The sequence below is a fragment of the Halolamina pelagica genome, from assembly GCF_900115675.1.
Taxonomy (GTDB): Archaea; Halobacteriota; Halobacteria; order Halobacteriales; family Haloferacaceae; genus Halolamina; species Halolamina pelagica.
This window is the reverse complement of the sequence record NZ_FOXI01000004.1, coordinates 80,254-105,939: the sequence shown is the minus strand read 5'-3', so window position 1 is coordinate 105,939 and position 25,686 is coordinate 80,254. Positions and strand designations below refer to the sequence as shown.

25 protein-coding genes are annotated in these 25,686 nt (G+C 70.2%); 16 read left to right on the top strand and 9 right to left on the bottom strand.

Annotated elements, in window-relative coordinates; translation table 11 throughout:
- The first annotated feature begins 168 nt into the window (after positions 1–168).
- The 5 genes from BMZ83_RS07060 (at position 169) to BMZ83_RS07040 (ending at position 6,849) form a co-directional block, all read left to right on the top strand.
- Positions 169–2,079, top strand: coding sequence for an ABC transporter substrate-binding protein (locus tag BMZ83_RS07060; protein ID WP_074877075.1), 1,911 nt, complete (start codon positions 169–171; stop codon positions 2,077–2,079).
- A 196-nt stretch (positions 2,080–2,275) separates the two neighbouring features.
- Complete coding sequence (locus BMZ83_RS07055; RefSeq protein ID WP_074877073.1) at positions 2,276–3,250, top strand: ABC transporter permease; 975 nt, start codon at positions 2,276–2,278, stop codon at positions 3,248–3,250.
- On the top strand, positions 3,250–4,473 hold the full coding sequence (locus tag BMZ83_RS07050) for an ABC transporter permease (RefSeq protein WP_074877071.1): 1,224 nt from the start codon (positions 3,250–3,252) through the stop codon (positions 4,471–4,473). Before BMZ83_RS07055 ends, BMZ83_RS07050 begins: the two co-directional genes overlap by 1 nt.
- On the top strand, positions 4,470–5,513 hold the full coding sequence (locus BMZ83_RS07045) for an ABC transporter ATP-binding protein (protein WP_074877069.1): 1,044 nt from the start codon (positions 4,470–4,472) through the stop codon (positions 5,511–5,513). The genes BMZ83_RS07050 and BMZ83_RS07045 overlap by 4 nt, the downstream gene beginning before the upstream one ends.
- A complete protein-coding gene (locus BMZ83_RS07040) occupies positions 5,506–6,849 on the top strand; it encodes an ABC transporter ATP-binding protein (protein WP_074877067.1) in 1,344 nt (447 codons plus the stop codon). Before BMZ83_RS07045 ends, BMZ83_RS07040 begins: the two co-directional genes overlap by 8 nt.
- Positions 6,850–6,952: 103 nt before the next feature.
- Here the strand turns inward: BMZ83_RS07040 and BMZ83_RS07035 are convergent, their stop codons facing one another.
- The 3 genes from BMZ83_RS07035 to BMZ83_RS07025 are packed head-to-tail and all read right to left on the bottom strand — an operon-like array spanning position 6,953 to position 10,790.
- Complete coding sequence (locus BMZ83_RS07035; protein ID WP_074877065.1) at positions 6,953–9,316, bottom strand: xanthine dehydrogenase family protein molybdopterin-binding subunit; 2,364 nt, start codon at positions 9,314–9,316, stop codon at positions 6,953–6,955.
- Positions 9,313–10,206 carry an FAD binding domain-containing protein gene (locus BMZ83_RS07030; protein WP_074877064.1) on the bottom strand — a complete coding sequence of 298 codons (894 nt, stop codon included), beginning with the start codon at positions 10,204–10,206 and terminating at the stop codon, positions 9,313–9,315. Before BMZ83_RS07030 ends, BMZ83_RS07035 begins: the two co-directional genes overlap by 4 nt.
- Positions 10,206–10,790, bottom strand: a complete 585-nt coding sequence (locus BMZ83_RS07025) for a (2Fe-2S)-binding protein (protein ID WP_074877062.1) — start codon at positions 10,788–10,790, stop codon at positions 10,206–10,208. Before BMZ83_RS07025 ends, BMZ83_RS07030 begins: the two co-directional genes overlap by 1 nt.
- Positions 10,791–10,913: 123 nt before the next feature.
- Here BMZ83_RS07025 and BMZ83_RS07020 point away from each other — a divergent pair, with 123 nt between their 5' ends.
- From BMZ83_RS07020 to BMZ83_RS07005, 4 genes are read left to right on the top strand one after another with little or no spacing between them, the layout of a single operon-like run.
- Complete coding sequence (locus BMZ83_RS07020; protein ID WP_074877061.1) at positions 10,914–11,306, top strand: DUF7471 family protein; 393 nt, start codon at positions 10,914–10,916, stop codon at positions 11,304–11,306.
- On the top strand, positions 11,303–11,812 hold the full coding sequence (locus tag BMZ83_RS07015; RefSeq protein ID WP_074877059.1) for a winged helix-turn-helix transcriptional regulator: 510 nt from the start codon (positions 11,303–11,305) through the stop codon (positions 11,810–11,812). Before BMZ83_RS07020 ends, BMZ83_RS07015 begins: the two co-directional genes overlap by 4 nt.
- A gap of 55 nt (positions 11,813–11,867) precedes the next feature.
- Positions 11,868–13,187 carry a DUF7405 family protein gene (locus BMZ83_RS07010; RefSeq protein ID WP_074877057.1) on the top strand — a complete coding sequence of 440 codons (1,320 nt, stop codon included), beginning with the start codon at positions 11,868–11,870 and terminating at the stop codon, positions 13,185–13,187.
- Entirely contained in the window at positions 13,180–14,250 is a 1,071-nt protein-coding gene (locus tag BMZ83_RS07005) for a DUF7350 domain-containing protein (protein WP_074877055.1), read from the top strand. The genes BMZ83_RS07010 and BMZ83_RS07005 overlap by 8 nt, the downstream gene beginning before the upstream one ends.
- A gap of 22 nt (positions 14,251–14,272) precedes the next feature.
- Here the strand turns inward: BMZ83_RS07005 and BMZ83_RS07000 are convergent, their stop codons facing one another.
- Both BMZ83_RS07000 and BMZ83_RS06995 read right to left on the bottom strand, forming a co-directional pair.
- A complete protein-coding gene (locus BMZ83_RS07000; RefSeq protein WP_074877053.1) occupies positions 14,273–16,264 on the bottom strand; it encodes a S9 family peptidase in 1,992 nt (663 codons plus the stop codon).
- A gap of 67 nt (positions 16,265–16,331) precedes the next feature.
- Positions 16,332–17,402 carry a DNA-3-methyladenine glycosylase family protein gene (locus BMZ83_RS06995; RefSeq protein ID WP_074877052.1) on the bottom strand — a complete coding sequence of 357 codons (1,071 nt, stop codon included), beginning with the start codon at positions 17,400–17,402 and terminating at the stop codon, positions 16,332–16,334.
- 319 nt (positions 17,403–17,721) lie between these two features.
- Here BMZ83_RS06995 and BMZ83_RS06990 point away from each other — a divergent pair, with 319 nt between their 5' ends.
- Complete coding sequence (locus BMZ83_RS06990) at positions 17,722–18,555, top strand: MBL fold metallo-hydrolase (RefSeq protein WP_074877050.1); 834 nt, start codon at positions 17,722–17,724, stop codon at positions 18,553–18,555.
- A gap of 33 nt (positions 18,556–18,588) precedes the next feature.
- Here BMZ83_RS06990 and BMZ83_RS06985 read toward each other — a convergent pair whose 3' ends face one another.
- On the bottom strand, positions 18,589–19,269 hold the full coding sequence (locus tag BMZ83_RS06985; RefSeq protein ID WP_074877049.1) for a carbonic anhydrase: 681 nt from the start codon (positions 19,267–19,269) through the stop codon (positions 18,589–18,591).
- An 85-nt stretch (positions 19,270–19,354) separates the two neighbouring features.
- Between BMZ83_RS06985 and BMZ83_RS06980 the strand changes: the two genes are divergently transcribed.
- Positions 19,355–19,837: a hypothetical protein gene (locus tag BMZ83_RS06980; protein WP_074877047.1), complete on the top strand. Its 483-nt coding sequence runs from the start codon at positions 19,355–19,357 to the stop codon at positions 19,835–19,837.
- Here the strand turns inward: BMZ83_RS06980 and BMZ83_RS06975 are convergent.
- Together BMZ83_RS06975 and BMZ83_RS06970 are read right to left on the bottom strand one after the other, a co-directional pair.
- Positions 19,834–20,454 (bottom strand): METTL5 family protein, encoded by a 621-nt coding sequence (locus BMZ83_RS06975; protein WP_074877044.1) that lies wholly within the window; start codon positions 20,452–20,454, stop codon positions 19,834–19,836. The two genes, BMZ83_RS06980 and BMZ83_RS06975, sit on opposite strands and share 4 nt — an antisense overlap.
- A complete protein-coding gene (locus tag BMZ83_RS06970; protein ID WP_074877041.1) occupies positions 20,455–20,850 on the bottom strand; it encodes a hypothetical protein in 396 nt (131 codons plus the stop codon). It abuts the gene before it with no gap.
- Between the two features lie 198 nt (positions 20,851–21,048).
- On the opposite strand from BMZ83_RS06970, the gene BMZ83_RS06965 reads away from it, so the two are divergent.
- Positions 21,049–22,005 (top strand): transcription initiation factor IIB, encoded by a 957-nt coding sequence (locus BMZ83_RS06965; protein ID WP_074877039.1) that lies wholly within the window; start codon positions 21,049–21,051, stop codon positions 22,003–22,005.
- Between the two features lie 31 nt (positions 22,006–22,036).
- Here BMZ83_RS06965 and BMZ83_RS06960 read toward each other — a convergent pair whose 3' ends face one another.
- Complete coding sequence (locus BMZ83_RS06960) at positions 22,037–23,689, bottom strand: flippase activity-associated protein Agl23 (protein ID WP_074877038.1); 1,653 nt, start codon at positions 23,687–23,689, stop codon at positions 22,037–22,039.
- A 101-nt stretch (positions 23,690–23,790) separates the two neighbouring features.
- On the opposite strand from BMZ83_RS06960, the gene BMZ83_RS06955 reads away from it, so the two are divergent.
- From BMZ83_RS06955 to BMZ83_RS06940, 4 genes are read left to right on the top strand one after another with little or no spacing between them, the layout of a single operon-like run.
- Positions 23,791–24,066 carry a hypothetical protein gene (locus tag BMZ83_RS06955; RefSeq protein WP_074877037.1) on the top strand — a complete coding sequence of 92 codons (276 nt, stop codon included), beginning with the start codon at positions 23,791–23,793 and terminating at the stop codon, positions 24,064–24,066.
- A 42-nt stretch (positions 24,067–24,108) separates the two neighbouring features.
- Positions 24,109–24,558 carry a universal stress protein gene (locus tag BMZ83_RS06950; RefSeq protein ID WP_074877035.1) on the top strand — a complete coding sequence of 150 codons (450 nt, stop codon included), beginning with the start codon at positions 24,109–24,111 and terminating at the stop codon, positions 24,556–24,558.
- Positions 24,559–24,605: 47 nt separating this feature from the next.
- Positions 24,606–24,941, top strand: coding sequence for a 2Fe-2S iron-sulfur cluster-binding protein (locus BMZ83_RS06945; RefSeq protein WP_074877034.1), 336 nt, complete (start codon positions 24,606–24,608; stop codon positions 24,939–24,941).
- Positions 24,942–24,953: 12 nt separating this feature from the next.
- A complete protein-coding gene (locus BMZ83_RS06940) occupies positions 24,954–25,595 on the top strand; it encodes a rubrerythrin family protein (protein WP_074877033.1) in 642 nt (213 codons plus the stop codon).
- Positions 25,596–25,686 lie beyond the last annotated feature (91 nt).

The window sequence follows — 25,686 nt, the reverse complement described above, 5'->3', positions numbered from 1 at the left end:
TCACGGTTCGACGGGCCGGGTCTGTCGTTAGGAAGCCTGTACGAAACGGGATCAGCGTGAACGAACGGACTCGTGTAGCCCAGCTAAGCACCGCTGTGAACCGTGGGTGAAAGGCCCATGGTACCAAACGACAGTTTTATCTGCTATATCTGATAACAGAAGTACCACATGTCTGACCCTCACGGACGACGTGGTGACGACAGCAACCCAGGAATCAACCGTCGTCGGTGGCTGCAGGCCATCGGCGTCGCCGGTGCAGCCGGGATGGCCGGCTGTACGGGCGGCGACGGCACCGACACGGCGACGGACTCACCGACCGACACCGAGGGCGACGCGATGGGCGAAGACACGCCCACGCCCGAGGGCGAGGTCGAGATCCCCGAGGTCGGCGGCACGTTCAACACCGTCACCTCCAGTCCGGTCGACACCCTCAACCCGCTCTACAACACCGAGGCCGGCGCCGGTACGCTGATCGGCTACGCCCTCGACATGGGGTACACGTTCGGTCCGGGTAACGAACAGATCCCGCAGCTCTACGAGCTGACCACCGACGACGGTGGGAAGGTGTGGACCGGGAAGGTTCGGGAGAACCTCCAGTTCGGCGGCGACTACGGACAGGTCACCGCCGAGGACTTCGTCTACCTGGTGCAGGAGGTCCACAAGTCCGACTGGGCAGCGACGTCGGCCTCCAGTTCCTGGCCCGAGACGACCACGATCACGCAGACGGGCGAGTTCGAGTTCCAGATCGAGCTCGAGAGCGCGAACCTGCTGTACCCGGCGACGTACGACCCGCTGATGTACCCGATCCCGAAGGATCTGCTTGAGCCCTACGTCGCCGAAGAGGACTCCCAGGGCCTCCAGGAGGACCAGGAACTGCTCGAACTCGAGTTCGCCGGGAACCTCGGCGCCTACACCCTCGATGAGTGGAACCGGTCCAGCGGCCAGACGTACAGCCGCAACGAGGACTACTACATGCAGGAGGCGACCGACATCAACCAGCTCTTCGAGAACGCGCCCTACTTCGAGACCCTCGAGAGTCGGGTCGTGCAGGAGCAGGCCTCCCGCCTCGGTGCGCTCGAGACCGGGGAGACCGACTACGCCTCGATCCCCCCCGAGCGCGTCGAAGAGTTCGACGGCCTGGACAACGTCAACGTGTACCTCCAGCCCCAGCCGTACAACGAGGTCTGCGTTTACAACATGCGTGAGAACGGATGGAACGCCGGCCCGGGCAACCTCTTCCGCGAGAAGAAGTTCCGCCAGGGGCTCGGCTGCGCCGTCGACAAGCAGACGCTCGTCGAGGGCGTGTTCCGTGGCTACGCCAACGTCGAGTACACGTGGCAGCCCCGCTGGTCCAAGTGGTACCCCAGCGACGCCGACGTGCCGGAGTACGGGACCGGCGACCTCTACGGCCAGGATGCCGCTCAGAGCCGGATCCAGGAGGCGATCGACAACGTCGAGTACGACTACAGCTACGACGGCCAGGGCCGCCTCCTGAACCCCGAGGGCGACCAGTGTACGATCACGCTCTACCACAGCGCCGGCCAGAACACCGAGCGCTCGATGGCGGAGTTCATCGCCCAGGAGTTCGAGCAGAACGCCGGGATCGTCGTCGAGGTCAACGCGATCCAGGGCTCGCAGTTCTCCAACCAGTACTGGCAGCAGGAGATCCCCGAGAACGCCGACGAGCTCGAGTGGTCCAACGGGTCCTACAACGCCGGTCCGCGTGACGTGGCCACGAGTAAGAACCCGTGGGACATGACCGTCGTCTACGGGCTCAACACCTACCCGCTCAACCCGCTCACGGCCGAGGTGTTCTTCGCCAAGGACTCCTTCTACAACCCGTACGGCTACTACCCGTCCTGGGACGCCCCGTCGCTGTGGGAGGAGGCCAACAGCGCCGAGTCCACCGAGGAACTGAACGAGACCCTCAGCGAGATCTTCGTCAAGATCGCCGAGGACCAGCCCATGGGGATGCTCGCGTTCCCGAGCAGCCGTGCCGGGTACGCGTCCGACATCGTCGGGCCGCAGGAGAACTTCTTCAGCGGCTGGGACTTCCCCGCCTGGTACCGAGAGGAGTAACGACACGGCGGGCCTTCGGCGTTTTTTGAGCGCCCGAGCGAGCTATCCATCGAAACACACATGTGGTAATCATGTCGTACCGGGACACACCGGTTCGACGGTTGCGACACGTACACACGCGGATGGGGATTATGGATATACAGCCGAAACGACGGTCGAAGCTTTCAGAGATACACACATGAGGTCGTTATAACCAATGGGAATGGAATGGTACATCGTCCGACGGGTCGCGTGGGCGGCCATCGTGACGTTCATCATCGTGACGATCACCTGGGGACTGATGACGGCGGCGCCGAACCCGCAGGTCCAGCAGGCTGTCACACAGGCAGCGATGGACGGGGAGAACCCCGCGGAGGCCGAGGAGCGAATGGAGGCACAGCTCCAGCTCGATCGCCCGCTCCACGTCCGGTTCATGGACTACGTCGTCGGCGTCTACACGCTCGAGTGGGGGTGGTCGAACACCCGCAACCAGCCGGTGACGGCCGCGCTGGTCAGCGCACTCTACTACACCGTCCAGTACTCGGTACCGTGGACGATACTGACCGTGTTGATCGGGCCGATCGTGGGGGTGTACTCCGCGGCTAACCAGTACAGCTGGCGGGACCACGCAGCGACCGGAGTGGCGTTCTTCGGTTACGCGATCCCGAACTTCTTCTTCGGGATCATACTGCTGTTGATATTCGGGGTCCAGTTGGAATGGATCCCCATCGTCTACCAGACGGGCGTCCCGGTGTTCAGCGTCCAGAACGTGATACAGCTCACGATACCGATATTCGTGCTCGTCACCGGCTCGATCGGCGCCATCATGCGCGTCTCGCGCAACGAGGCCGCGGAGTACGCGAACGCGGACTTCGTCAAGACGGCCAAGGCCAAGGGGGTCTCGACCTACCGGATCTACGCACGACACGTCATCCGGCCGACGATGGTCCCGCTGTCGACGACGATGGTGGGCTACCTCCTGGCCATCTTCACGGGCTCGTCGCTGCTGGTCGAGGTGGTGTTCGGCATCCCGGGACTGGGACGGACGCTCTACGACGCGGTGGTCGCACAGGACACGAACCTCGTGCTGGGTTCGACCCTGTTCTTCACCTTCGTGGCGACCATCGGGAACCTGCTCCAGGACCTGGTGTACACAGTGCTTGACCCGCGGATCAGCTTCGAGGACCGATAATGGCGACGGATAGACAATCCTTCGACGAGATCGACTGGGGCCAGATCGACGAGGAGTCCGAACGCGAGATTTCGCCGAACTTCATCATCGTCGCGATCGGAACGGCGCTGATGGGCGCGGTCTGGGCGTTCGACTACTTCTTCGTCACGGGAACGTGGGACGCCGCGATCGGGATGGACTTCGGGAACCAGTACACTCCGACGTTCGAGGTCATCGGCTGGGGGTACGACGTGACTCAGCTCGACTGGCTGTTCGCGTTCTCCCTCGTCCTGTTCGGGGCGTACATGATCCTCCCGCTCTACCAGAACCCGCGGATGACGAAGTACTACTGGCGGGACATGAAGCGCAACCGCCCGGCGATGGCGAGTCTCGGGTGGCTGCTGTTCATCTTCGTCATCGGCGTCATCGGCCCGGCGATCATCCAGGCGCCGACGGTCGACCTGATGACGAAGTACCAGCCCCCGATGTTCCTGGAGATCAACAACGTGTACCCGATCAACTGTGTCGGCGAGGTCGCCGGGGGCGACTGTCACGGGTCGCTCGAGCACCCGCTCGGGACGACCGGTGACGGGAAGGACATCTTCCGGATCATCGTCTACGGCATGCAGATCAGCATGAAGATCGGCTTCATCGCGACGCTGTTCGTCGTCACGATCGGGAGCATCGTCGGCACGGTCGCGGCGTACGCCGGCGGCCTCGTCGACGAGGTCCTGATGCGCTGGGTCGACATCCAGCAGTCGTTCCCGACGTTCATCCTCTACCTGCTGATCCTCTACATCTACGGGGCCAGCCTGTTCCTGTTCATCGTCCTCTTCTCGCTGTTCTCGTGGGAGGGGACCGCACGCTACGTGCGGAGCAACGCGCTGGCCAAAACGGAGGAGGAGTACATCAAGGCGGTCCAGCTCAGCGGCGCGAGCACGTATCGGGTGATCCGCTCGCACATCATGCCCAACAGCGCGAGCAGCATCGTCACCGACATCACGCTGCTGATCCCGTCGTTCATCCTCTTCGAGGCGCAGTTCGCGTTCCTCGGGCTGGGTGACTCGACGATCCCCTCCTGGGGTGTGCTGATCGCACAGGGGCGCTCGGACCTGGCGTTCGCGCCGTGGATCACGCTGATCCCCGGGCTGTTCCTGTTCTTCACCATCCTGGCGTTCAACTTCCTCGGGGACGCGCTCCTCGACGCACTGAACCCCGAAGCCGACGCGGAGGCAGAACAATGACTGACGAACCACTACTCTCGGTGGAAGGACTCACGACGGAGTTCGATACCGACAACGGCGTACTGACCGCGGTCGACGGCATCGACTTCGAGATACCCAGGGGCGAGACGGTCTGTCTCGTCGGCGAGTCCGGGTCGGGGAAGACCGTCGCCAGCGAGTCGATCACGCGGATCGTCCCCACGCCGCCCGGCGAGGTGACGGGCAGCGTCAGGTTCGACGGGCAGGAGATCACGTCCCTGAGCGAGTCCGAGCTCCGGGAGATCCGCGGGGGCCGGATCGCCCACGTGTTCCAGAACCCGCAGGACGCGCTCAACCACTGCTACACGGTGGGCTGGCAGATCGTCGAGGCGGTCCAGACCCACGAGCCGGACACGTCCGAGGAGGAGGCCCGCGAGCGGGCGATCGAACTCCTCAACGACGTGGGTGTCGCCAACGCCGCCGCGCGGCTGGACGACTACCCCCACGAGTTCTCCGGCGGGCAGAAACAGCGCGTCATGATCGCGATGGCGCTGGTCACCAACCCGGACCTCCTGATCGCCGACGAGCCCACGACGGCGCTGGACGTGACGGTGCAGGCCCAGATCCTGAACCTGCTCGAGGAGCTCCAGGAGGAGTACAGCATGAGCATCCTCTTCGTCACCCACGACCTCGGGGTCGTCGCCCAGATCGCCGACCACGTGGTCGTGATGTACGCCGGGAAGGTGATGGAGCGGGGCACCGTCGAGGAGATCTTCGACGACCCCTCCCACCCCTACACCCGCGCGCTGCTCGAGTGTCTGCCCGGACAGGCGCGCTCGGCCGAGGGGATCCCGGGAACGCTCCCGTCGCCGATCGACCCGCCGGACGGCTGCCGGTTCGCGCCGCGGTGTGACTACGCGGTCGAGGAGTGCACCGCCGGCGACCAGCCGCCCGAGGAGCCGCTGACGGACACCCACGCCGTCTCGTGTGTCCACTACCAGCAGGGGTACGACCCGTCCACGGTGAAAACCGAGTTCACGCAGGAGGACGGCACGGTAACCGGAGGTGTTTCCGGTGACTGAGGACCCCATCCTCTCGGTCCGGAACCTCAAGAAGCACTACCCGATCACCGAGGGGATCCTCTCCCGGCAGGTCGGCGCCGCAAAGGCCGTCGACGGCATCAGCTTCGACATCGCCGAGGGGGAGACGCTCGGCCTGGTCGGCGAGTCCGGCTGCGGGAAGTCAACCGCCGCCTCGTCGATCATCCGGCTCGAGGAGGCCACCGACGGCGAGGTCATCTTCAACGGCGGCGGCCGGGGCGGCCGTACCCGCAACGAGGACGGCACCCACCCCAACGACGTTACCAAGTTCGACGACGGGGAGCTGAAGGCGTTCCGGCGGGACGCCCAGATGATCTTCCAGGACCCCTCCTCCAGCCTGGACCCGCGGATGACCGTCGGGAGTTCGGTCGCCGAACTCCTGCTGGTCCACGGGATGACCGACAAGGAGCGCCGCCGCGAGATCGTCGAGGACCTGCTCGAACGGGTGGGGCTGGAGGCGGACTACTACGACCGCTACCCCCACGAGTTCTCCGGCGGGCAGAAACAGCGGATCGCGCTGGCCCGCGCGCTCGTGCTCAACCCCGAGTTCATCGTCGCCGACGAGCCGGTCTCCGCGCTCGACGTGTCGATCCGCGCGGAGATCCTCTCGCTGCTGAACGACATCCAGGAGGAGTTCGGCCTCTCGATGCTGTTCATCAGCCACGACATGAGCGTGGTTCGGGAGGTCTGTGACCGGGTCGCGGTGATGTACCTGGGCGAGATCGTCGAGATCGGCGACACCGACGAGGTGTTCCGGAACCCGCAGCACCCCTACACGGAGGCGCTGCTGTCGGCGATCCCCCGTCCCGACCCGTCGGCACAGCGGGAGAACATCGAGCTCAAGGGGACCGTTCCGAGCCCCACTAACCCCCCGTCGGGCTGCCGGTTCCACACGCGATGTCACATGGTGATCCAGTCCGACGAGTACGACCTCGAACAGGAGCGCTGGCGCGCAGTGCTGACGTTCCGTGACAGGGTCCGGAGCGGCGAGATCGACCCCGAGAGCGTCCGCGAGGCGCTCGCGTTCGATGCCGACGACCTGTCGAACGTCGACAACCAGACGGTCAAAGACGAGCTCAGAACGGAGTTCGACCTCGCCGAGGAGCTCTCCGACCCCGAGGCGGAGTCGGTCCTCCAGGACGCGCTCGACGCGCTCGCCGAGGGCCGGATCGAGGACGCGAACGACCGCCTCTCGGCGTTCACGACCCCCTGCGAGGAGGAGGAGCCACAGGAGACCGACCACGGCAACGGCCACCTCTCGGCCTGTCTGCGGAACAAGCCCGAGACCGAACACGGCGCGCCGCTGGCCGACGACTGAGCGTTTACGAGAGAGCGACGCTCTCTCGTTCGCCAACCAGAAATCTCCGATTTCTGGTGACGGCACGCTGTCAGCCGCGCAGTTCGACGACTGAGCCGCCCGCTCAGTCCTCGATCGCCGTTCGAACCCGTTCTGCGGTAACCGGCATGTCGAGGTGATCGACGCCGGGAACCGCGTCGACGACCGCGTTCACCAGCGCCGGCGGCGCCGCGACCGTGCCGCCCTCGCCGATCCCTTTCACGCCGAGTTCGTTGTCCGGGCTGGGCGTCTCCTGGGCCCGCGTCTCGATGTCCGGCAAGTCACTCGCCCGCGGCAGCGCGTAGTCGAGCATCGTCGACGCCGCCAGCGCGCCGTCAGCGCCGTAGGTCGCGCGCTCGGAGCGAGCCTGTCCGAGTCCCTGGGCGACGCCGCCGTGGACCTGCCCCTCGACGATCCGGGGGTTGACCCGGACCCCACAGTCGTCGACGGCGACGTAGCGCTCGACCTCGTACTCCCCGGTCTCGGGATCGACGGCCACCGCGACCGCGTGGGTACCGAACGTGTAGGCGGTGTTGTCGAGTTCGTAGAACGTCGTCGCCTCGAGCCCCGGCGAGAGCCCCTCAGGGAGCCCCCGGCCGTACGCCCGGTCCGCCACCTCGGCGAACGAGACACGCTGATCCCCCGCGTCGCTGCCCTCGCCCGCGCCGTCGGCGACCCGGAACCCCGAGTCGGTCGTCTCGACCGCGCCGGGGTCGGCGTCGAGTTCGTGGGCCGCGATCTCTCGAGCTTTCCCGAACACTTCCTGTGCACTTTCGGCGACGGCGTTGCCGCCGACGACGGTGCTCCGGGAGCCGAACGTCCCCGTCCCCGTGGGGATCTTGTCGGTGTCACCCTCCACGACCTCGATCTCCTCGGGGGCGACCGGGTGTTCGTCGGCGACGATCTGGGCGTAGATGGTCCCGTGACCCTGCCCGTGGTCGTGGGTGCCCGCCGAGACCGTCACGCCGCCGTCGGGATGGACCCGGACGACGCCGCTCTCGAAGCCGCCGCCGGTGCTCTCGACGTAGCTGGCGATCCCCACGCCGCGCAGGCGGCCGTCGTCGTCGCGCTCGCCGCCTCGCGGGAGCCCCGAGACGGCGTCGACGGCCGACTCGAGCGTGGGTTCGTAGTTCCCGCTGTCGTAGGTCGCGCCCACCGCCGTCTCGTGGGGGAACCCGTCCGGGTCGAGGAAGTTCCGCCGCCGGAGTTCCACCGGGTCGGCGCCGAGTTCCTCGGCGGCCACGTCGACCAGTCGCTCGGTGACGTAGATCGCCTCCGGCCGGCCCGCGCCGCGGTAGGAGTGGACCGGCGCCGTCGTGGTGAACACGCACCGCGAGCGGCAGTAGATCGCCGGGATCTCGTACTGGCTGGCGAGCAGGCGGCCGTACCAGCCGGGCATCGCGCCGCCGCCCCCGAGCGCGTAGCCGCCGATGCCGGCGTGCGTGTCGACCCGGAGGCCGCGGAACCGGCCGTCGGCGTCGAGTGCCAACTCGGCGGTCGTCCGGTGGTCCCGGCCGTGGGCGCCTTCCCGGTAGTTGGCCGAGCGCGTCGCGGTCCACTTCACCGACTCGCCCAGCTCACGGGCGGCCCACGCCGCCATCGCCTCGCCGGGGTGGTGGTGGCCCTTGTGTCCGAACCCGCCGCCGACGTCCGGCGAGATCACGCGGATCTGTCGCTCCGGCACGCCGAGGGTGTGCGAGAGCTTCCGTCGGTGGCCGTGGGGCGACTGGCTGGTCATCGTGACCGTGAACCCCTCCGTGCGGTCGTGCTCCGCAAGCGCCGCCCGGGGTTCGAGCGCGCTGGGGATCAGGCGGTTGTTCTCCAGTTCGACGCTGACGACCTCCTCGGCCGCCGCGAACGCGCGATCGGTCGCCTCCCGGTCGCCGAGCTCGCCCACGGCGGCGACGTTGTCCGGCGCGTCCTCGAACAGCGTCGGCGCGTCCTCGCTCGCGGCGGCCTCGGGGTCGGTCTCGACCGGGAGTGGGTCGTACTCGACTTCGACGGCCTCGACGCCGTCCGCGGCGACGTAGCGGTCCTTCGCGACCACCGCCGCGACCGGCTGGCCGTCGTAGCGCACGCGATCGGCGGCGAGCACGGGGTGGCCCGGCACCTCGCAGTCGAGCGGGCCCGTCCGGACCGGGAGCCGCATCGGTGCATCGCTCTCGGCCAGATCCCCCCACGTGTAGACGGCGACGACGCCGTCGATCGCTTCGGCGGCCTCGGTGTCGATGCCCGCTACCTCGGCGTGGGCGTGCGGGCTCCGGACGAACGCCAGCGCGGCGGCCTCCTGCCCGAAGTCGTCGGTGTAGGTTGTCTCGCCCCGGAGCGCGCGTGCGTCCTCGCGGCGGAGCGGGCTGTCGCCGACCGATTCGCCGCCCGCGGCCGCCCCCTCGTCGGCGGTCGTCGGCACCGCGCCCTCGGCCTCGATGACGCTCTCCTCGCCGCTCATGCGACCACCCCCTCGCGCCCGACGGCGCGAGCCAACGCCGCGGAGACTGCCCGCTCGGTGTACTCGGGCAGGACGGCGCAGCGCTGGCCGGCGGAGACGACGTGGTCCTCCCGGACGGCGCCGTCGATCCCCTCGGTCGCGCGCTCGGCCGCGCCAGCGACCGCGTCCACCGGCGAACCGGCGTCCACGCCCACGAGTGCGCCCTCGACCGCGGGCAGGCGCGTGGGAACGTCGAGCAGGCCGACCGCCGCGACCCGCGGGTCGGCGACTGCGCCGTCGACGACCCGCAGCCGCGCGGCGACGCCGACCGCGGCGTAGCCCGTGGAGGGGTGGGTCTTGCGCGCGTACGCGCCGCCGGCGTCAGGATCGAGCGGAACAGAGACGCGCGTCACCAGTTCGTCGTCGGTACAGACCGTCTCGTGATCGCCGGTCGCGAACTCGCCGGCCGGCACCGTCCGGTCGCCGTCGGGGCCGACGAGGTGGAGCGTCGCGCCGGCCGCGAGCGTCGCCGCCGGGATGTCGCTCGCGGGATGAGCGGCCGCGAGATTGCCGCCGACCGTGCCCCGGTTCCGTATCTGTGCGTCGCCGACCTCGCTCGTCGCGTCGAGCAGGGCGTCGACGCCCGCCGGGTCGGCGTCGAGGAGGGCGGCGTCGGTCGTGAGCGCGCCGATCGAGAGCCGTTCGGTCCCGTCCGCGACCACGCGCTCGACACCGCGGAGTGCCGCGAGCCCGCCGAGGTCGACCACCGTCCCGGGGGTCCGCTCGCGGGCTTTGAGCATCGGGACGAGGTCGTGCCCGCCCGCGAGCGGCACGGCGTCCTCGTCCGCGAGCGCGTCGAGCGCCGCGTCGAGGGAGTCCGGGCGCTCGTAGTCGAACTGCGGCGGGAACATCAGTCCGCACCCCCGTCGGCGGCGTCGACTGCGTCCTCCGGCGCGCCGCCGTCGGTCTCGATCGGTTCGAGCTTCCTCGCCGCGGCCTCGACGGCGTCGACGACGTTCTCGTACCCCGTGCAGCGACAGACGTTCCCCTTCAGCCCCTCCCGGATTTCCTCGCGGGAGGGGTCGGGGTTGGCCGCGAGCAGGTCCCGGCTCCGGAGGATCATCCCGGGCGTGCAGTAGCCACACTGGAGCCCGTGCTCCTCGTGGAAGCTGCGCTGGACCGGGCCGAACCCGTCGTCGTCGGCCGCGGCGACGTCGTCGCCGCCGACCTCGGCGAGCCCGTCGGGCGCGCCCTCGATCCCGCCCACGGTCGTGATCTCGCTCCCGTCGGCCTGCACCGCGAGCACGCAGCAGGACTTGACGACCTCGCCGTCCATCTCGACGGTGCAGGCGCCACACTTGCCGGACTCGCAGCCGACGGTGGGCTGGGTGTAGCCCCAGTTCTCCCGGAGCGCGTGGACCAGCAGCCGTCTGGCCTCGACCGTCGCCGTCTCGGTCGCGCCGTCGACGGTCGCCGCGATCTCGTGTTCGGACATACGTACCGGCTCGCGCCGTGGCCCCATATTGGTTGGTGCGGGCGACGACGATTGCCGGCGCCCGTTTCGCCCCGAGGCGACCGCATCGAGAGGCGTATCCTCCTCGAGTGCCAAGCGTCGATAATGAGCGGATTCGCGACCGGGAGCCTGCTCGCGGCCGGGGTCCACGGGGAGGATCCGGCGGTTTTCGTCCTGTTGAGTCTCGCAGCGATACTGACTGCCGTCGTCGCCGGCATCGCCGTCGCGGCGTTCGTCCGACGGCGCTCACGGCGCTACCTGCTGGTGGCGCTGGCGCTGTCGACGCTACTCGCCCGGAGCGCCGTCGGGCTGGCGGCCTACCTCGGCGCTGTCGGACCGGGGATCCACCACACGCTCGAGCACGGCCTCGACGTGGCGATGGCGGCGCTGGTGATCGCCGCCGTCTACCTGGTCGGCAGGCCGGCCGCCGGGGCGGCCCGAGCCGACGGCGGCGACTTCGACGACGGAGCGGAGTCCCGGGGTGATCGGGAGCGATGAGCGACACCCGTGAGCGCCTGCTGGCGCACGTCCGCGACCACCCCGGCCGCCACGCCAGCGCGCTCGGCCGGGAACTGGACCTCGCGACCGGCCAGCTCCAGTACCACCTGCGGCGGCTTCGCCGGGCGGGCCGGGTCGTCGCCGACGACCGGTACGGCCGCACCCACTACTTCCCGCCGGGCTACGACGAACACGAACGGGAGCGGATCGCGCTCGCGCGCCGGGAGACGGCCCGCGCCGTCCTCGTGGCGCTGCTGGGGGGCGAGACCTCGGCGGCCGACCTCGCCGACCGACTCGACGTGGCCCGGAGCACCCTCTCCTACCACGTCGACCGGCTCGTCGACGCCGGCCTCGTCGACGAGCGCCGGGACGACCGGGGCCGGGTCCACCTCTCGCTGTCGGACCCCGAGGCGACCCGGTCGCTCCTCTCGACGGTCGAACCCGAGATGGGCGACCGCCTCGTCGATCGGTTCACCCGACTGGTCGACGGGCTCCTCGAGGGGTAGCCCGTTTCGAGAGGCGCACCAGAACCCACTTTCCCGTCCCTGTGCTACCGCGCGTATGAGCGACCCCAACGGCATCGACCGCCGCGCGTTCGTGAAGTCCGCCGTCGCCATCGGCGGCGCGGCGGCGCTGTCGGCGTGCCTGAACCGCGGTGCCGATGTCGACGTGCCCCGTGGGCCCGAGACCCCGTCCGCCGAGTTTCCCGAGCGTCAACACGCCTGGAACGCCGCGCTCCCGACGACCGACGCCGGGAACAACCACCACCCGCGCCACCGCGTGCTGCTCGCGCTCGACTACGGCGACGGGACGCCGGCCGACGACGAGCGCGAGACCGTCGAGGCCGCCCTCGCGGGCGTCGAGCGCGCCTACGAGCGCTCGGCCGCGGGACTCCTACTGACAGTCAGCTACTCGCCGTCCTACTTCGACCGGTTCGACGACGACCTGCCCGGGAGCGTCGACCTGCCGGAACCGCGAGCGCTCTCCGCCTTCGAGGACCCCGACGCCGACGACGCCGACGCGATCGTCCACCTCGCCAGCGACCACGGCGAGGTGGTGATGGGCGCCGAGGAGGCGCTGAAGGGCGACCTCGACGAACTCAACGGCGTCGCCCAGCCCGACGCCGCGCTGACGGACGTGTTCTCGGTCCGCGAGCGCCGGACCGGCTTCATCGGCGACGGCCTCCCGGCCGAGAACCAGGACGTGTCGGGCGTGCCCGACGACGGCCCGGTGCCGGAGGACGCGCCGCTGTACATGGGCTTCGAGTCGGCGTTCAAAGGGAACCAGCCCACCGAGGACCGCGTGACGATCCGGGACGGGCCCTTCGCCGGCGGCACGACCCAGCAGCTCTCGACGCTGACGCTGAACCTGACCCAGTGGTACGAGCAGGACACCCGCGAGCAGCGCGTCTCCAAGATGTTCTGTCCCCACCACGCCGAGAACGAGCTCGTCGAGGACGCCGGCGAGAACCTCGGCACCGACCCGCGGATGGACGACTGCGGCGAGCCCATCGAGACCGCCCGCAACGAGGGCGTCGTCGGCCACAGCCAGAAGATGGTCGACGTGCGGGAAAACGACAAGCCGATCATCCTCCGGCGGGACTTCGACTCGACCGATGGGGACCGCGCCGGCGTCCACTTCCTGTCGCTCCAGCGGACGATCTCGGACTTCGTCACCACCCGGGAAGCGATGAACGGCGAGGAGATCGACAGCGACTCCGCGGTCGGCCAGCGCACGAACAACGGGATCCTGCAGTACATCAACACCGTCCGGCGGGGGAACTTCCTCGTGCCGCCGCGCTCGCTGCGGGCGCTCCCCCCCGCCAATCCCGACGCGGACGTCGCCGAAGTCGCCGAGAACGCGGAGGTGGTCGATGCGTAACCCCTCCCGTCGGGCGTTCCTCGCGGGCGTCGGCGCCACCGGCGTCGGCGGCCTCGCGGACTGTCTCGGCTTCGAACTCGAGTCGGGCAGCCGGGAGCCGCCGCTGGTGGCGAACCGCCCCGACGCCGTCTACCGCCCCACGCACACCGAGGGGATGGCGATGGCGGGGATGGTCAGCGACGGCGGCTACAGCTGTGCGCTGACGTACAGCTACCCCCATCGGTTCTGGACGGTCACCGGCGACGACACCACGCAGGTCGAGGTCGGCGGGAACGACGCGCTCCACCTGATGCCGATCGTCTGGCACAGCGAGTCGGGAGTCGTGCCCTCGGACGTGAACCCCAGCGTCGACGTGACCCGGGACGGCGAGTCGGTCGTCGACGGGCTGAACCCGTGGCCGATGCTCGCCCAGCGGATGGGGTTTCACTTCGGCGACAACGTCGAACTCCCCGAGCAGGGCGAGTACACCGTGACCGTCTCGGTGGGCGCGGGCGGCGATCGCCGCACCGGCTCGCTGACCGAGACAGCGGCCGCCGAGTTCGAGTTCACGCTCGACTACCAGCGCTCGGAGCTGCGCGACCTCCCGTTCGAGGACATCGCCGAGGCCCGGCAGGGGACGCTGGGCGCCGTGGAACCGATGCGGATGGAGATGGTCCCGACCACGCAGGCGCCGCCGGTCGACGACCTCCCGGGGACGGCCCACGGCACGACCGGGAGCGGCGACGCGGTGTTCGCGGTGCGGAGCCTCGACGACGCGACGCCGTTCGGCGGCGACGCGGATCAGGCGTACCTCGCCGTCTCGGCGCGCACGCCGTACAACCGCTACCCGCTGCCGCTGATGTCGCTGTCGGGGACGCTGTCACGGGACGGCGAGACGGCCTTCGACGGCTACCTGAACGAGTGGCTCGATCCCGACCTCGGCATCCACTACGGCGCAGTCGTCGACGGCGTCGGGAGCGGCGACGAACTCACGATCGCCGTCGACTCGCCGCCGCAGGTCTCCAGACACGAGGGGTACGAGACCGCGTTCCGGAACATGCCCGAGGCGACGCTCACGCTCTGAGCAGTTCGTCAGCCGTCGGTTACTACTCCACGCGCCGGACCGAGCGCTGGCCCTCGTGGAGTTTGATTTCGTCGATCTCGTCGGCGGGCTCGAAGCCGAACGTCTCGCCGTAGAACGCGAGTTCCAGCTCCAGGGCCCGGCGAGTCGCGTCGGCGGTCCGGAAGCCGTGGCGCTCGGCGGGGAACAGCGCGTAGGCGTAGGGCGTCTCGGTCGCGACCAGCGCGTCGACCATGTCCTCGGCCTGCTCCTGGGGGACGACGCGGTCCTCGCCGCCCTGGAGCAGGAGCAGCGGGGCGTCGATGGCCTCGGCGTGGAACGCGGGCGACCGCTCCTCGTAGGTCTCCCGGGCCTCGGGCAGCGGGCCGACGAGGCCGTCGAGGTACCGGGACTCGAACTTGTGGGTGCCCGTCGCGAGCGCCTCCAGGTCGGCGACGCCGTAGTGGCTCGCGCCGGCGTCGAACGTGCCGTGGAACGCCAGCGCACAGAGCACCGCGTAGCCGCCGGCGCTCCCGCCGGTGATCGCGAGCCGGTCCGGGTCCGCACGGCCGATCTCCGCGAGGTACTCCGCGGTGTCCACGCAGTCGGCCGTGTCGAGCACGCCCCACTCGCCCTGTAGCGCGTCGCGGTAGTCGCGGCCGTAACCCGTCGAGCCACGGTAGTTCACGTCGGCGACGGCGAACCCGCGGGTGGTGAAGAACTGGACCGCGAGCTTCGCGACCGGGAGCGTCTGACTCGTCGGGCCGCCGTGGACCATCGTCACCAGTGGCGGGTCCTCGCCCTCGGGCGCGCGCTCGTCGGCGTTCGTCGGCGGGTAGTAGTACGCGTGGGTGGTCCCGCCGTCGCGGGTCGGCACGTCGACGTGTTCCGGCTCCGAGACCATCCCGTCGGGCAGGTCGAGCGAGAAGGACTGCCGGAGGTGGGTCGGCTCGCCGCCCTCGTCCGGCGTCCAGCGAGCGACGGTCTCCGGCGTGGTCGGCCCGCCGCCGACGAACGCGAGCGTCTCGCCGTCGGTCGCCAGCCGCGCGTGGGGGTACGCCGAGAACGGGAGGTCGGTCTCTGTGAGTTCGTCCGCGTCGTCGAGCAGGCAGAGCGACCACTCGCCGTCGCGGTTCCGCAGGACTGCCACGCGGCCGTCGTCGAGGAACGCGTAGGTCGCGAGCCCGAACGACCACTGCGGGACGCCGAACTCCGCGTCCTCCGGCGTTCGGTTCCGCGGCTCGTCGTCGCCGTCGGCGTCGACTTCGTAGAGGTTCCACCAGCCGGTCCGGTCCGACACCGCGTGGAGTTCGCCGTCCGGGCTCCAGCCGGGCTGGAACACCGACTCCTCGGGCCCGCCCATCACCACGCGCTCCGCGGCGAGCGTGCCGCCGTCGCCGACGTCGGCGACGTGGAGTTCGGTGCCGTCCCAGGGCATCCGCGGGTGGTCCCACGTCGTCCACGCGAGCCGGTCGCCGTCGGGCGAGAGCCGCGGGAACGCGTAGAAGTCGTGGCCCGCGGCGACGACAGCGGGCGGCTCGCTCCCGTCGGCCGGGAGGGTGACGAGTTCGTTGACCGCCTCGTCCTCCGCGTCCTCGCCCTCGTGGCGCTCGCGAACCGCGTAGAGGCGCTCACCGTCCGGCGAGACCTCCATATCGGCGTAGCGCAGGCCGTGTTCGGTCTCGGGTTCGGGCGTGATCGGCGTCGGTTCCGCGCCGCGACCGCCGTCGACGCGATAGAGCCGCTGGTCGTCGAAGTCGGCGTAGAACACGGTCCCCGCCTGAACCGCGAAGTCGCCGCCGCCGTACTCGTGGACCAGCGTGCGCACGTCGGCGTCTTCGGGGGTGACCTCGACCGGCTCGTCGGGGGCGGCCCCGTCGGCGCGGACGACGACGCCGCGGCCCTCCTCGTCGGGGCGCCGTTCCAGCCAGTAGACGCTCCCGTCGTCCGCTTCGACGGGGCCGAAGCGGAGCGTGTCGGCGGCCACGTCGGCCGCGGAGACGGGGGACTCCCACTCGCCGTAGGGGGTGGTAGACATAGCCACGGCTTGGGGAGGCGGCGGCTTGTCAGTTCGGGTGGACGACGGTGTCGCCGATTCGGCGGGCTCAGTCGCCGTCGGTCCGGAGGTGGTGGAACACGTACGTCTGGGCGTAGCCCGCGTAGGCGTCGGCGCCGCTCTCGCCGAACACCTCCTCGCGCTCCGGCAGGTCGGCGCCGAGTCGCTCCCGGATCGCCCGCGAGGTCTCGGCGTAGTTGCCGCCGTCGCAGTCCGGGAAGTAGTCGCCGATGGCCGTTTGGATCCACGTATCCAGCGGGATCGCCTGCAGGTAGCCGAGCGAGAACAGCAGGACGCAGTCGGCCACCTTGTCGCCGACGCCGACGAACTGGGTCGCCGCATCGCGGGCCTCCTCGTAGGGCAGGCCGCGGGCGTCCTCCGGGCGTGCTTCGCCGTCGGCGACCATCTCGGCGGTGCGCTGGACGTAGGGCGCGCGGTAGCCCAGGCTCAGCTCGCGGAGTTCGTCCTCGGTCCGGGCGGCCAGCGCCTCGGGCGTCGGATAGGCGTACAGCGTCCGGCCGTCGAGATCGACGGGCGTACCGTAGTGCTCCCGGAGCGCGTGCTGCATCCCGAAGATCCGACTCACCCGCATCTGCGCCGAGCAGATGAAGGAGATCAGGCAGGGGAACGGCGGGTCGCGGATCAGGCGCATCCCGCGGTAGCGGTCGAACGCCCGCGAGAGCAGCGACAGGTCGTCGAGCGCGTCGTAGATCGCCGCGAGGTCGTCGTCGAGTCGGAGCAGGTGCGTGAGGATCGCCTCGCCGTCGACGGGTTCGGTGGGTGCCGCGGGAGCGTCGGCGGCGCCCGCGTCGGCGGGGACCGCGCCGGCCTCCCACTCGATCGTGCCGTCGTCGACGTGATCGGACTGCGTCCGATCGGCAGACGAGCGTCGCTCGTCGACGCCGCCGCGTTGGCGGGCGCGGACGACCGTCGGCCGGTCGGTGAGCTCCGGCGTCGGCGGCAGCACGGTCTCGTACCACGCGTCGCCGCCGTACGCGGCCGAATCCACGTAGTCGTCGCCGTCGGCGCGCTCCCAGAGGTACGTCTGTCCGCTCTCGAGCGTCGACTGCAGGTCGAACGGTCCGTCGAGCGAGGAGACGTCGATGCGACCCGACTCCATTACGCGGGAGTGGGCCGGGGGCGGGTTTCCGGGTTTCGGTCCGTACCAGTCACGGCACACGAGCGGTCGCGACCTCCGTGTCGCGACCACCGAGTCCATGCCGTGACTGGGCGAAGTCCGAACCGCTCAGACCCGCTTCGGGAGCGTGTCCGCGGCGGCAGCGGCGTCGCCGGCGGTGGCCGCCATCGCCTCGGCCATCTGTACGAACGCGGCAGTGTCGCGGGTGGAGGAGTTCATGCGACGTACTGACACGACCGACCCTTGAGTATCTTCGGGAGGTGTCACAACGGCTATGGGCGGCCCGACCGGAACGGAACCCATGACCACGAGCGACTGGGGCGACTGGCTCCCGCGGGCGATCGAGGCGGCCGACCCCGACGGCGTGGCGGTGTGGTACCTCGGCTGCAACGGGTTCGTACTGAAGGGCAGCGAGGGGACGACGCTGTTCGTCGACCCCTACCTCGGCACGGGCGACCCCCCTCGAACCGTCCGGATGATCCCGGTCCCCTTCGACCCGACCGACGTCGGCGACGCCGACGCGGTGTTCGCGACCCACGAGCACAGCGACCACGTCCACGGCGAGTCCCAGGCGCCGATCCTCGAGCGCACTGGCGCGCCGTTCGTCGCGCCCGACGCGTCGATGGCGGCCGCCCGCGAGGACCAGTCCTGGGAGGACCGCTGGGACCTGACCGACGATCAGTTCCAGGAGGTCGTCGAGGGCGACGTGGTGGAGGTCGGCGAGTTCACCGTCCACGTCGTCGAGGTGAACGACCCCGACGCCGAGCACCCCGTCGGCTACGTGTTCGAGCACGACGCCGGGACGGTGTTCCACCCCGGCGACTCCCGGCCGGCCGAGTGGTTCGTTGCGCTCGGGGAGGAGTTCGACATCGACCTCGGCATCGTCGCCTTCGGCACCGCGGGGATGATCCCGGACAAGCAGACGCGGGAGCCGACGTACACCAAGTGGTACAACGACGAGGGCGAGGCCGTCGAGGCCGCGAGCGCGCTGCAGGCCGACCGGCTGCTGCCGAGCCACTGGGACATGTGGAAGGGGCTCACCGCCGATCCGACCGCGCTCCAGGACCACGTCGACTCCTTCGAGCATCCGCGCCGGCTGGAGCTGGTCGAGATCGGCGACCGCGTCGACCTCTGAGTCCGGCCGGACGGTCGGCGGTTCTTCCGCCGATCAGTACGTCCAGCGACGCTGGACCCGCGAGTCGATCCCGGGGTGGGTCGCCCGCAGTCGGTCGGGATCGATCTCGCCGTCGACGTTGATCACGTGCACCTCGCCGCGCTTCCCGTCGTAGGCGTCCTGGAAGTCGTAGACGGCGCCGACGACCTGCACCGACTCGGGTACGTCGTCGCTGTCGAGGAGGAACTCGACCTGCCGGTCGACGTTGTACTCCACGAGATGGTTCACGGCGTCCTCGCGGGCCAGTCCGTCAGGCAGCAGCTCGACGCCCGGTTCCAGTCCCGGCGCGAGCAGGTCGAGGCAGTGTTCGATGCCCGGCGGCTCCGCGCTGCCGTCCGTGAGCTTGTCGTACGTCGCGGTGACGGCGCCACAGCCCGTGTGGCCGACGACGACGGCCACGTCGGTGTCGGTGTGGGCCAGCGGGTAGAGCACGTCGCCGGAGACGCGCGGGCCGGCGTCGGTGCGCTGGACGACGCGGTTGCCGATGTTGCCACAGGAGAACAGGTGGCCGGGCTCGTCGTTCCCCCAGATGTGGTCCTGTAGCACTCGGGAGTCCGAACAGCAGACCGTGACCGCGTCCGGGTGTTGTTCGTGCTGGAGCCCGTCGAACCGCGCGTCGAACGTCTCGGCGTGGTCGTCGTTCCGGTCCAGCATGTCGAGGAACGTCTCGTCCATGCCCGAGCACCCGTCCGGTCGGGCCATAGCTCCGACGATCCTGCGCGACGAAACAGTTAGGTCGTTGACCGGACAACTGGATAACGTGTTCCGGAGCGGACGGCTGCCGGCGCGGATCGGGGTCGCGCTCGCTGGGGCGACCGTGATCGTGGTCGCCGAGCTCCTCGCGCTCTCGCTCTCGGTCCGGCTCACGGCGGCCGGCGTCGACGGCGCCGTGCCGGCGTCGTCCCTCCCCGTCGTGGCCGTCAGCGTTGCCGCGACGGGGCTGGCAGTCGCCGTGTGGCGGCGAACGGAGGGCGGCGCCACGTTCGCGGTCTCGGGAGTGGCGCTGATCGTCGCCGCGCCGATCACCGCGTTCGGCGGCGGCTGCGGCGTCAGGACGGGGAACCCCGGGGTGTTTCGGAGCGGTGTCCGCATCGGGATCGCCGCCGACGGCTGTGTGACGTTCATCAACGGGGCGCTGCTGGTGCTCGGCTACGCGCTGCTTTCGGCCGGGCTGTGGCTCGTGGCCGACGAGTTATCCGTTTCGGGCCCGCGCCGCTTGCCGGGCTCCGGGCGCTCCGACTAGCCCCACTCGATGCGGAAAACCTCGACCTCGATGGTCCCCCGCTCGCGCTCGTGGTGGTCGTAGAGCCGCGGCACGTCGAACTCCGCGGCGAACGCGTGGGTGACCGTCCCGCCCTCGTCTGCGGCGAAGGACTCGACGAACTCCCGGCTGCCGGCGTTGTGGATCGAGTAGGAGACGCCGGCGACCGACACCGCCGTCGTCAGGAACGCGCGGTCGGCGCCCTCGTTGCCGGACTGCGCACCGAACGGCGGGTTCATAACCACCGTCTCGACCGAGTTCGGCGCCAGCGGCGCGCGCGTCGCGTCGCCGCGGATCCAGTCGACCGGCGTTTCCGGGACGACCGTCCGCTCGTTCTCGCGCGCGACTGTGAGTGCGTCGGCGTCGCGTTCGAGGCCGAGCACGCGGGCGGGGTCGCGACAGGCGGCCGCGAGCGCGAGCACGCCCGTGCCGGTGCCGAGGTCGAGGACTCGCTTGTCGGCGATGTCGCCCTGAAGATCGGCGAGGTGGAGAACGTGTGCCGCGAGATCCGGCGGTGTCAGGTACTGTTCGAGGCGGAGGTCCGGGTCCGGAAACCCAGCGAGCCCGTGGAGACGTTCGGCCAGCGCCCGTTTGCCCATTCAGGCCGTCACGTCGAGGCCGTCGACCGAAAGGGTGACGCCTTCGCGGCGGGCGCGTTCCTCGAGCGCTTCGAGCGCCGGTCGGACCTTCTCGGGGTCGCTGACGGCGTCGATCTCGACGCGGACGACGCCGACGCCCAGGAATGCGCCCGCGCGGACCACGTCCCGGAGGCGGTCGGCCTCCTGCTGGGTCGCGAGCGAACAGTCCTCCGAGAAGCTGGCGGCCACCGTGAGCTCGGCGGGCTGGTAGCCCTCGGCCGCGAGTTCGGCTTTCAGCTCCCGCAGGTACTCCGGCGCAGTCGTCGACAGCGACGACGCCGAGAGCTCGACCGGTTCGACGTTCGACGGGCGACAGGACGACACCGCGGACTCGATGCGCGTGGGGCTCGTGCTCATACACACGCATAGCTGCTGGTTATGCAAAAGTCTTTCTTAATTCGCAATAGTAATCACACGCCGACGACAACGGGGCGGCGCGGCCGTTGGTGGGATCTGACAGGAACCCCAGCGCCAAGACTCAGTCGGGCGATTAGTTCTGTGTCCCGACCGAGGACGGAAAAAGCCTTATCTGTCGGGGTCACCAGAAACCTTTTAATGGAACGTCCGAGCCGGGAGCGACAGCGGGAGTCCGAGGACGAGGACGAGTCGGCGGATGAAGTCCTCACCTGCCCGGAGTGTGGGTCAGACGAAGTCGTCACCGACGACGACCAGGGCGAACTCGTCTGTGACGACTGCGGACTGGTGCTCGACGAGCGCCAGATCGACCGCGGCCCGGAGTGGCGGGCGTTCAACCACTCCGAGCGCCAGAGCAAGTCTCGGGTCGGCGCGCCGATCACCGAGACGATGCACGATCGCGGGCTGACGACGACGATCGACTGGAAGGACAAGGACGCCTACGGTCGATCACTCTCCTCGGAGAAGCGCAGCCAGATGCACCGCCTGCGCAAGTGGCAGGAGCGCATCCGGACGAAGGACGCCGGCGAGCGGAACCTCCAGTTCGCGCTCTCGGAGGTCGACCGGATGGCCTCCGCGCTGGGCGTGCCGCGCTCGGTGCGCGAGGTCGCGTCGGTGATCTACCGGCGCGCGCTCAACGAGGACCTCATCCGCGGGCGCTCGATCGAGGGGGTCGCGACCGCCGCGCTCTACGCCGCCTGCCGACAGGAGGGGATCCCCCGGAGCCTCGACGAGGTCGCCGAGGTCTCACGCGTGCCCCAGAAGGAGATCGGTCGCACCTATCGGTACATCTCCCAGGAGCTCGGCCTCGAACTCAAGCCGGTCGACCCCAAGCAGTTCGTGCCGCGCTTCGCCTCCGAACTCGGCCTGAGCGAGGAGGTCCAGTCGAAGGCGACCGAGATCATCGACGTCTCCGCCGAGCAGGGCCTGCTCTCGGGGAAGTCGCCGACGGGCTTCGCGGCCGCCGCGATCTACGCGGCGTCGCTGCTCTGTAACGAGAAGAAGACCCAGCGCGAGGTCGCCGACGTGGCCCAGGTCACCGAGGTCACCATCCGGAACCGGTACCAGGAACAGATCGAAGCGATGGGCTTCCGGTAGTCCAGCGCCCGCGACCGACCCGCTTCCGTTCTCAGGACGCCACGAACACCACCAGCCGCCGGTTCGTCAGGCCCTGTTCGACCTCGTAGCGTTCGTAGCCCGACAGTCGGTCGCCCACCGCGCGTCTGTGTTCCGGCGTCGTAACGACGACTGACGGCGGCGACTCGCCCACCGCACTCGGTGCGTCGACGCTCGCGGTCTCGGCCCCGGTGCGCTCGACGTACCACGCGAGCGGCAACCGCGCCGAGAACGCGTCCCGCGCGGACTCGGGGACCGGCGGACGGTCGAGCGCCGACTCGTCCGCGACCGCGAGGTCGGCGCCGACGTAGAGCACGTCGATGCCCTCGCCGTCCGTGACTGCGCGTTCGATCGCCGCCACGGGCGCCCGGAACTCCGAGCCGGGCTGGGCGTACCCCGGCAGCGCGTCGCCGGCCTCGGGCGCGTCGTACACCTCCCCGGCGACGACCGCACCGGTGTGGACCCCAGCGGCCGAGAGCAGCAACAGCGCCGCGGCGAGTCGGGCGGCCCGGTCGTCGGCGAGACTCTCACGCGCGGCGTTCCAGAGCGCCCCGAGGCCGACGGCCGCGGGCACGGTCGCCGGCGCGAGCACGTGCACGGCGACCCACGGCTGGTTCACCTCCGTCGCCATCGGGAAGAGGAGCAGTCCGGCGCCGGCCCAGTAGGCGGCGAAGTTCACCAGCGGTCGCGACCGGCCGGCGTAGCGCGCCCGGAAGAACCCCCAGACGGCGAGGCCGACGACCGGGAGCGCCGCCGCCAGCAGCACGTCCGTGGTCCCGGCGACGAAGGGGAGCAGCGCGTGGTCGTTCGTGTACGTCGGCGGCGCGTGCCGGCCGAGCACGCGCACCGCGAGGAACCGCCGGCCGGCGCCGGTCGTGCCGGCTTCGAGGGCTGCCAACAGCGACGCGGGCTCGGCCAGGTCGACCCGCCCGCGCGGGAGGTAGAACGCGATCGCGACGGCGACGGTGACGACGACCGCGCGGAGCAGGGCGACGGACCGGTCGGCGACGGCGTCGAGGCCCGCGCGGACCCGCGCCCGGATGGCCGTCGGGTCCGCACCCCGAACGCGTCCCTCGTCAATGGTGAGGAGGCCGGCGACGAGCCAGCAGCCGACCACGGCGGGCGCGAACCCCGATGTGGCGAGCGCGAGGCCGAACGCGGCGGCGCCGGCGTACAGCGCGCGACGGCGCTCCCGGCGGCGTGCGCGCCACGCGAACCCGACGGCGACGAGCGAGAACGCGGCCAGCGGGAGGTCGCCGCGCAGCACCCGCGAGTAGTACAGCAGCGGCGGCGCGAGCGCGAGTAGGAGCGCGAGCGCGACGGTTTCGGTGTCCGAGAGCCCCGAACGGGACGCGCGGTCCCGGACTCGCCGGAACAGCAGCGCCGCTAGGGGGAGCAGCCCGCCGATCAGCGCGACGGGGAGACGCGCGGCGGCGTCGCCGGTCAGCCCGAGCGCGAACAGCCGGCGCCCGACGACGTAGAGGAACGGCCCGCCCGCGACCGGGCGGTACTCGTAGGCGCCGGTCTCGAGCGAGCGCAGCGTCCAGTAGCCGACGCGGGCCTCGTCCCAGTGGAACGGGCGCGCGCCGAGGCCGACAAGCCGGACCACGAGTGCGATCGCCGTGACTGCGACGACGGCTCGCTCGACCCGGTCGAGTCGGCGCATGGGCGTCCCTGTCGCGCCCTGTAGCAAGAAGGTTCGGAAGCGGCATCGCCGCGAGGGAACGTTCGGAAGCGCCTTTGGCGCGGCCGGCCGACCCCCGGCGTATGAGCGTACTCGACTCCCTCCCGGACCGCCCGATAACCGACGCCGAACTGGCCTCGTTCAACCGGTCGGACGCGATCGAGATCGCCGTCGAAGTCGACGAGTTCGACGACGGCGTCGGCGGCGTGATCATCGCCACCGAGGACTGGGTGAAGGGGCTGGCCCACGAGGACGCGGGATGGCGCGTCGTGGCGACGGTGTCCCTGGGCGACGGCGAGAACGAGCGCTACGAGGGTATGCGGGCGTGTGAGTCGGCCGTGCGGGAGGCGCTGGACTGAACCGGGGTTTCTAATCCCTGCCGGCCCACCTTACGGAACGAGATGTACGACGACATACTCGTACCCACCGACGGGAGCCCCGCTGCGACCGACGCCATCGAGCACGCTGTCTCGCTCGCCGATACCTACGACGCCACCGTGCACGCGCTGTACGTCGTCGACGCCAGCGCGTTCTCCTCGATCGAATCCGGCTCGGAGCTCGTGATCGACGCGCTCGAGGAGGAGGGCCAGCGCGCGGTCAGGGAGGTCGTCGACGCCGCCGAGGCCGCGGGCGTCGAGGTCGACACCCACGTCGTCTCCGGGACGGCCTACCGCCGCATCCTCGACTACGTCGACAGCGAGGGCATCGACCTCGTCGTGATGGGCACCCACGGCCGCAGCGGCGTCGAGCGGTTCCTGCTCGGGAGCGTCACCGAGCGCGTCGTCCGGACCGCCGACGTTCCCGTCCTCACGATCCGACACAAGGGCGAGGACGAGGAAGAGGAAGAGTAGGCCGTATCAGGAAACGCTTTTCTCGGCGCCCCACCCAGCCCCGGAGTATGACCGAGCACACCGTGGAGTTCGTCGGCACCGGCGAGACCATCGAGGTCCCGGAGACCCGCCCCATCCTGCAGGTCTGCATGGAGGAGGGGATCGCCCAGGAGTACTCCTGCCGCGTGGGGATGTGCCTGGCCTGTTCCGCGGAGATCGTCGAGGGCGAGGTCGAACAGACCGTCGTCGAGCAGCGCGCGCTCACCGAGGAGGAGGCCGAGAACTACGCGCTGACCTGTATGGCCCGCCCGAAGTCCGACCTCAAACTCGATCGCGGGAGCTACCCGCCGAGCATCGAGGACGCCGAGGCCGACGCCGCCGGCGCCGCGGCCGACGACGACTGAGCCGGCGGGGGGATGGACGGCGCCGCCTTCCGCGAGCGGGTGACCGAAGCGAAGCGGACGGAGCTGGCCCGGCTCGGCTCGGGCCCGCTCCTGCTCGCGCTGACCCACGGCGAACCCACGGCGCGGCGCGTGCTCGAAGCGGCCGCCGACTCCGAACACGCCGCGCACACGACGTTCTCCCGCTGGGCCGACGACGAGGACGACCAGCGCGCCCGCCGGGCGTTCGCGGCCGTGGCCGACCGGGAACGGGAGCACCGCGAGCGCGTGCTGGCGGCGCTGCCGGCAGCCGACGAAGCGTACGAGCCGAACGACGGCGGCCTGCTCCACGAGTACCTTCGCGGCCGCGTCGGGGCGATCCGTCGCGCCGCCGCGGGGATGGTCGGCCGAGGGCTCGTCGTCGACCGCACGCATTCGCAGGTGATCTCGTTTTTCGTCGACGAGGGGGCCGCCGCGCGGGTCGAGCTGTTCCGGGACCTGCGCGAGGAGACCGAGGCGGGAACCGAGCGCGGTCTCGACCTGCTGGAGACGCTCTGTGCGAACGAGGACGACTGGGCGGACGCCCGTGCCGTCGCCGAGTACACGGTTCAGATCGCCTACGACGACTACGCCGACGGGTTGCGGGGGCTGGAGATGGATCCGGCATCGGTCTGTTGACGCCCCTTCGATCGAGCCTGAACGGCTGATCGGTGGTGGTCGTCCGCGCCGGTGTCGCTACCCTGATCCACACCCGGCCCCTACGGTCGAC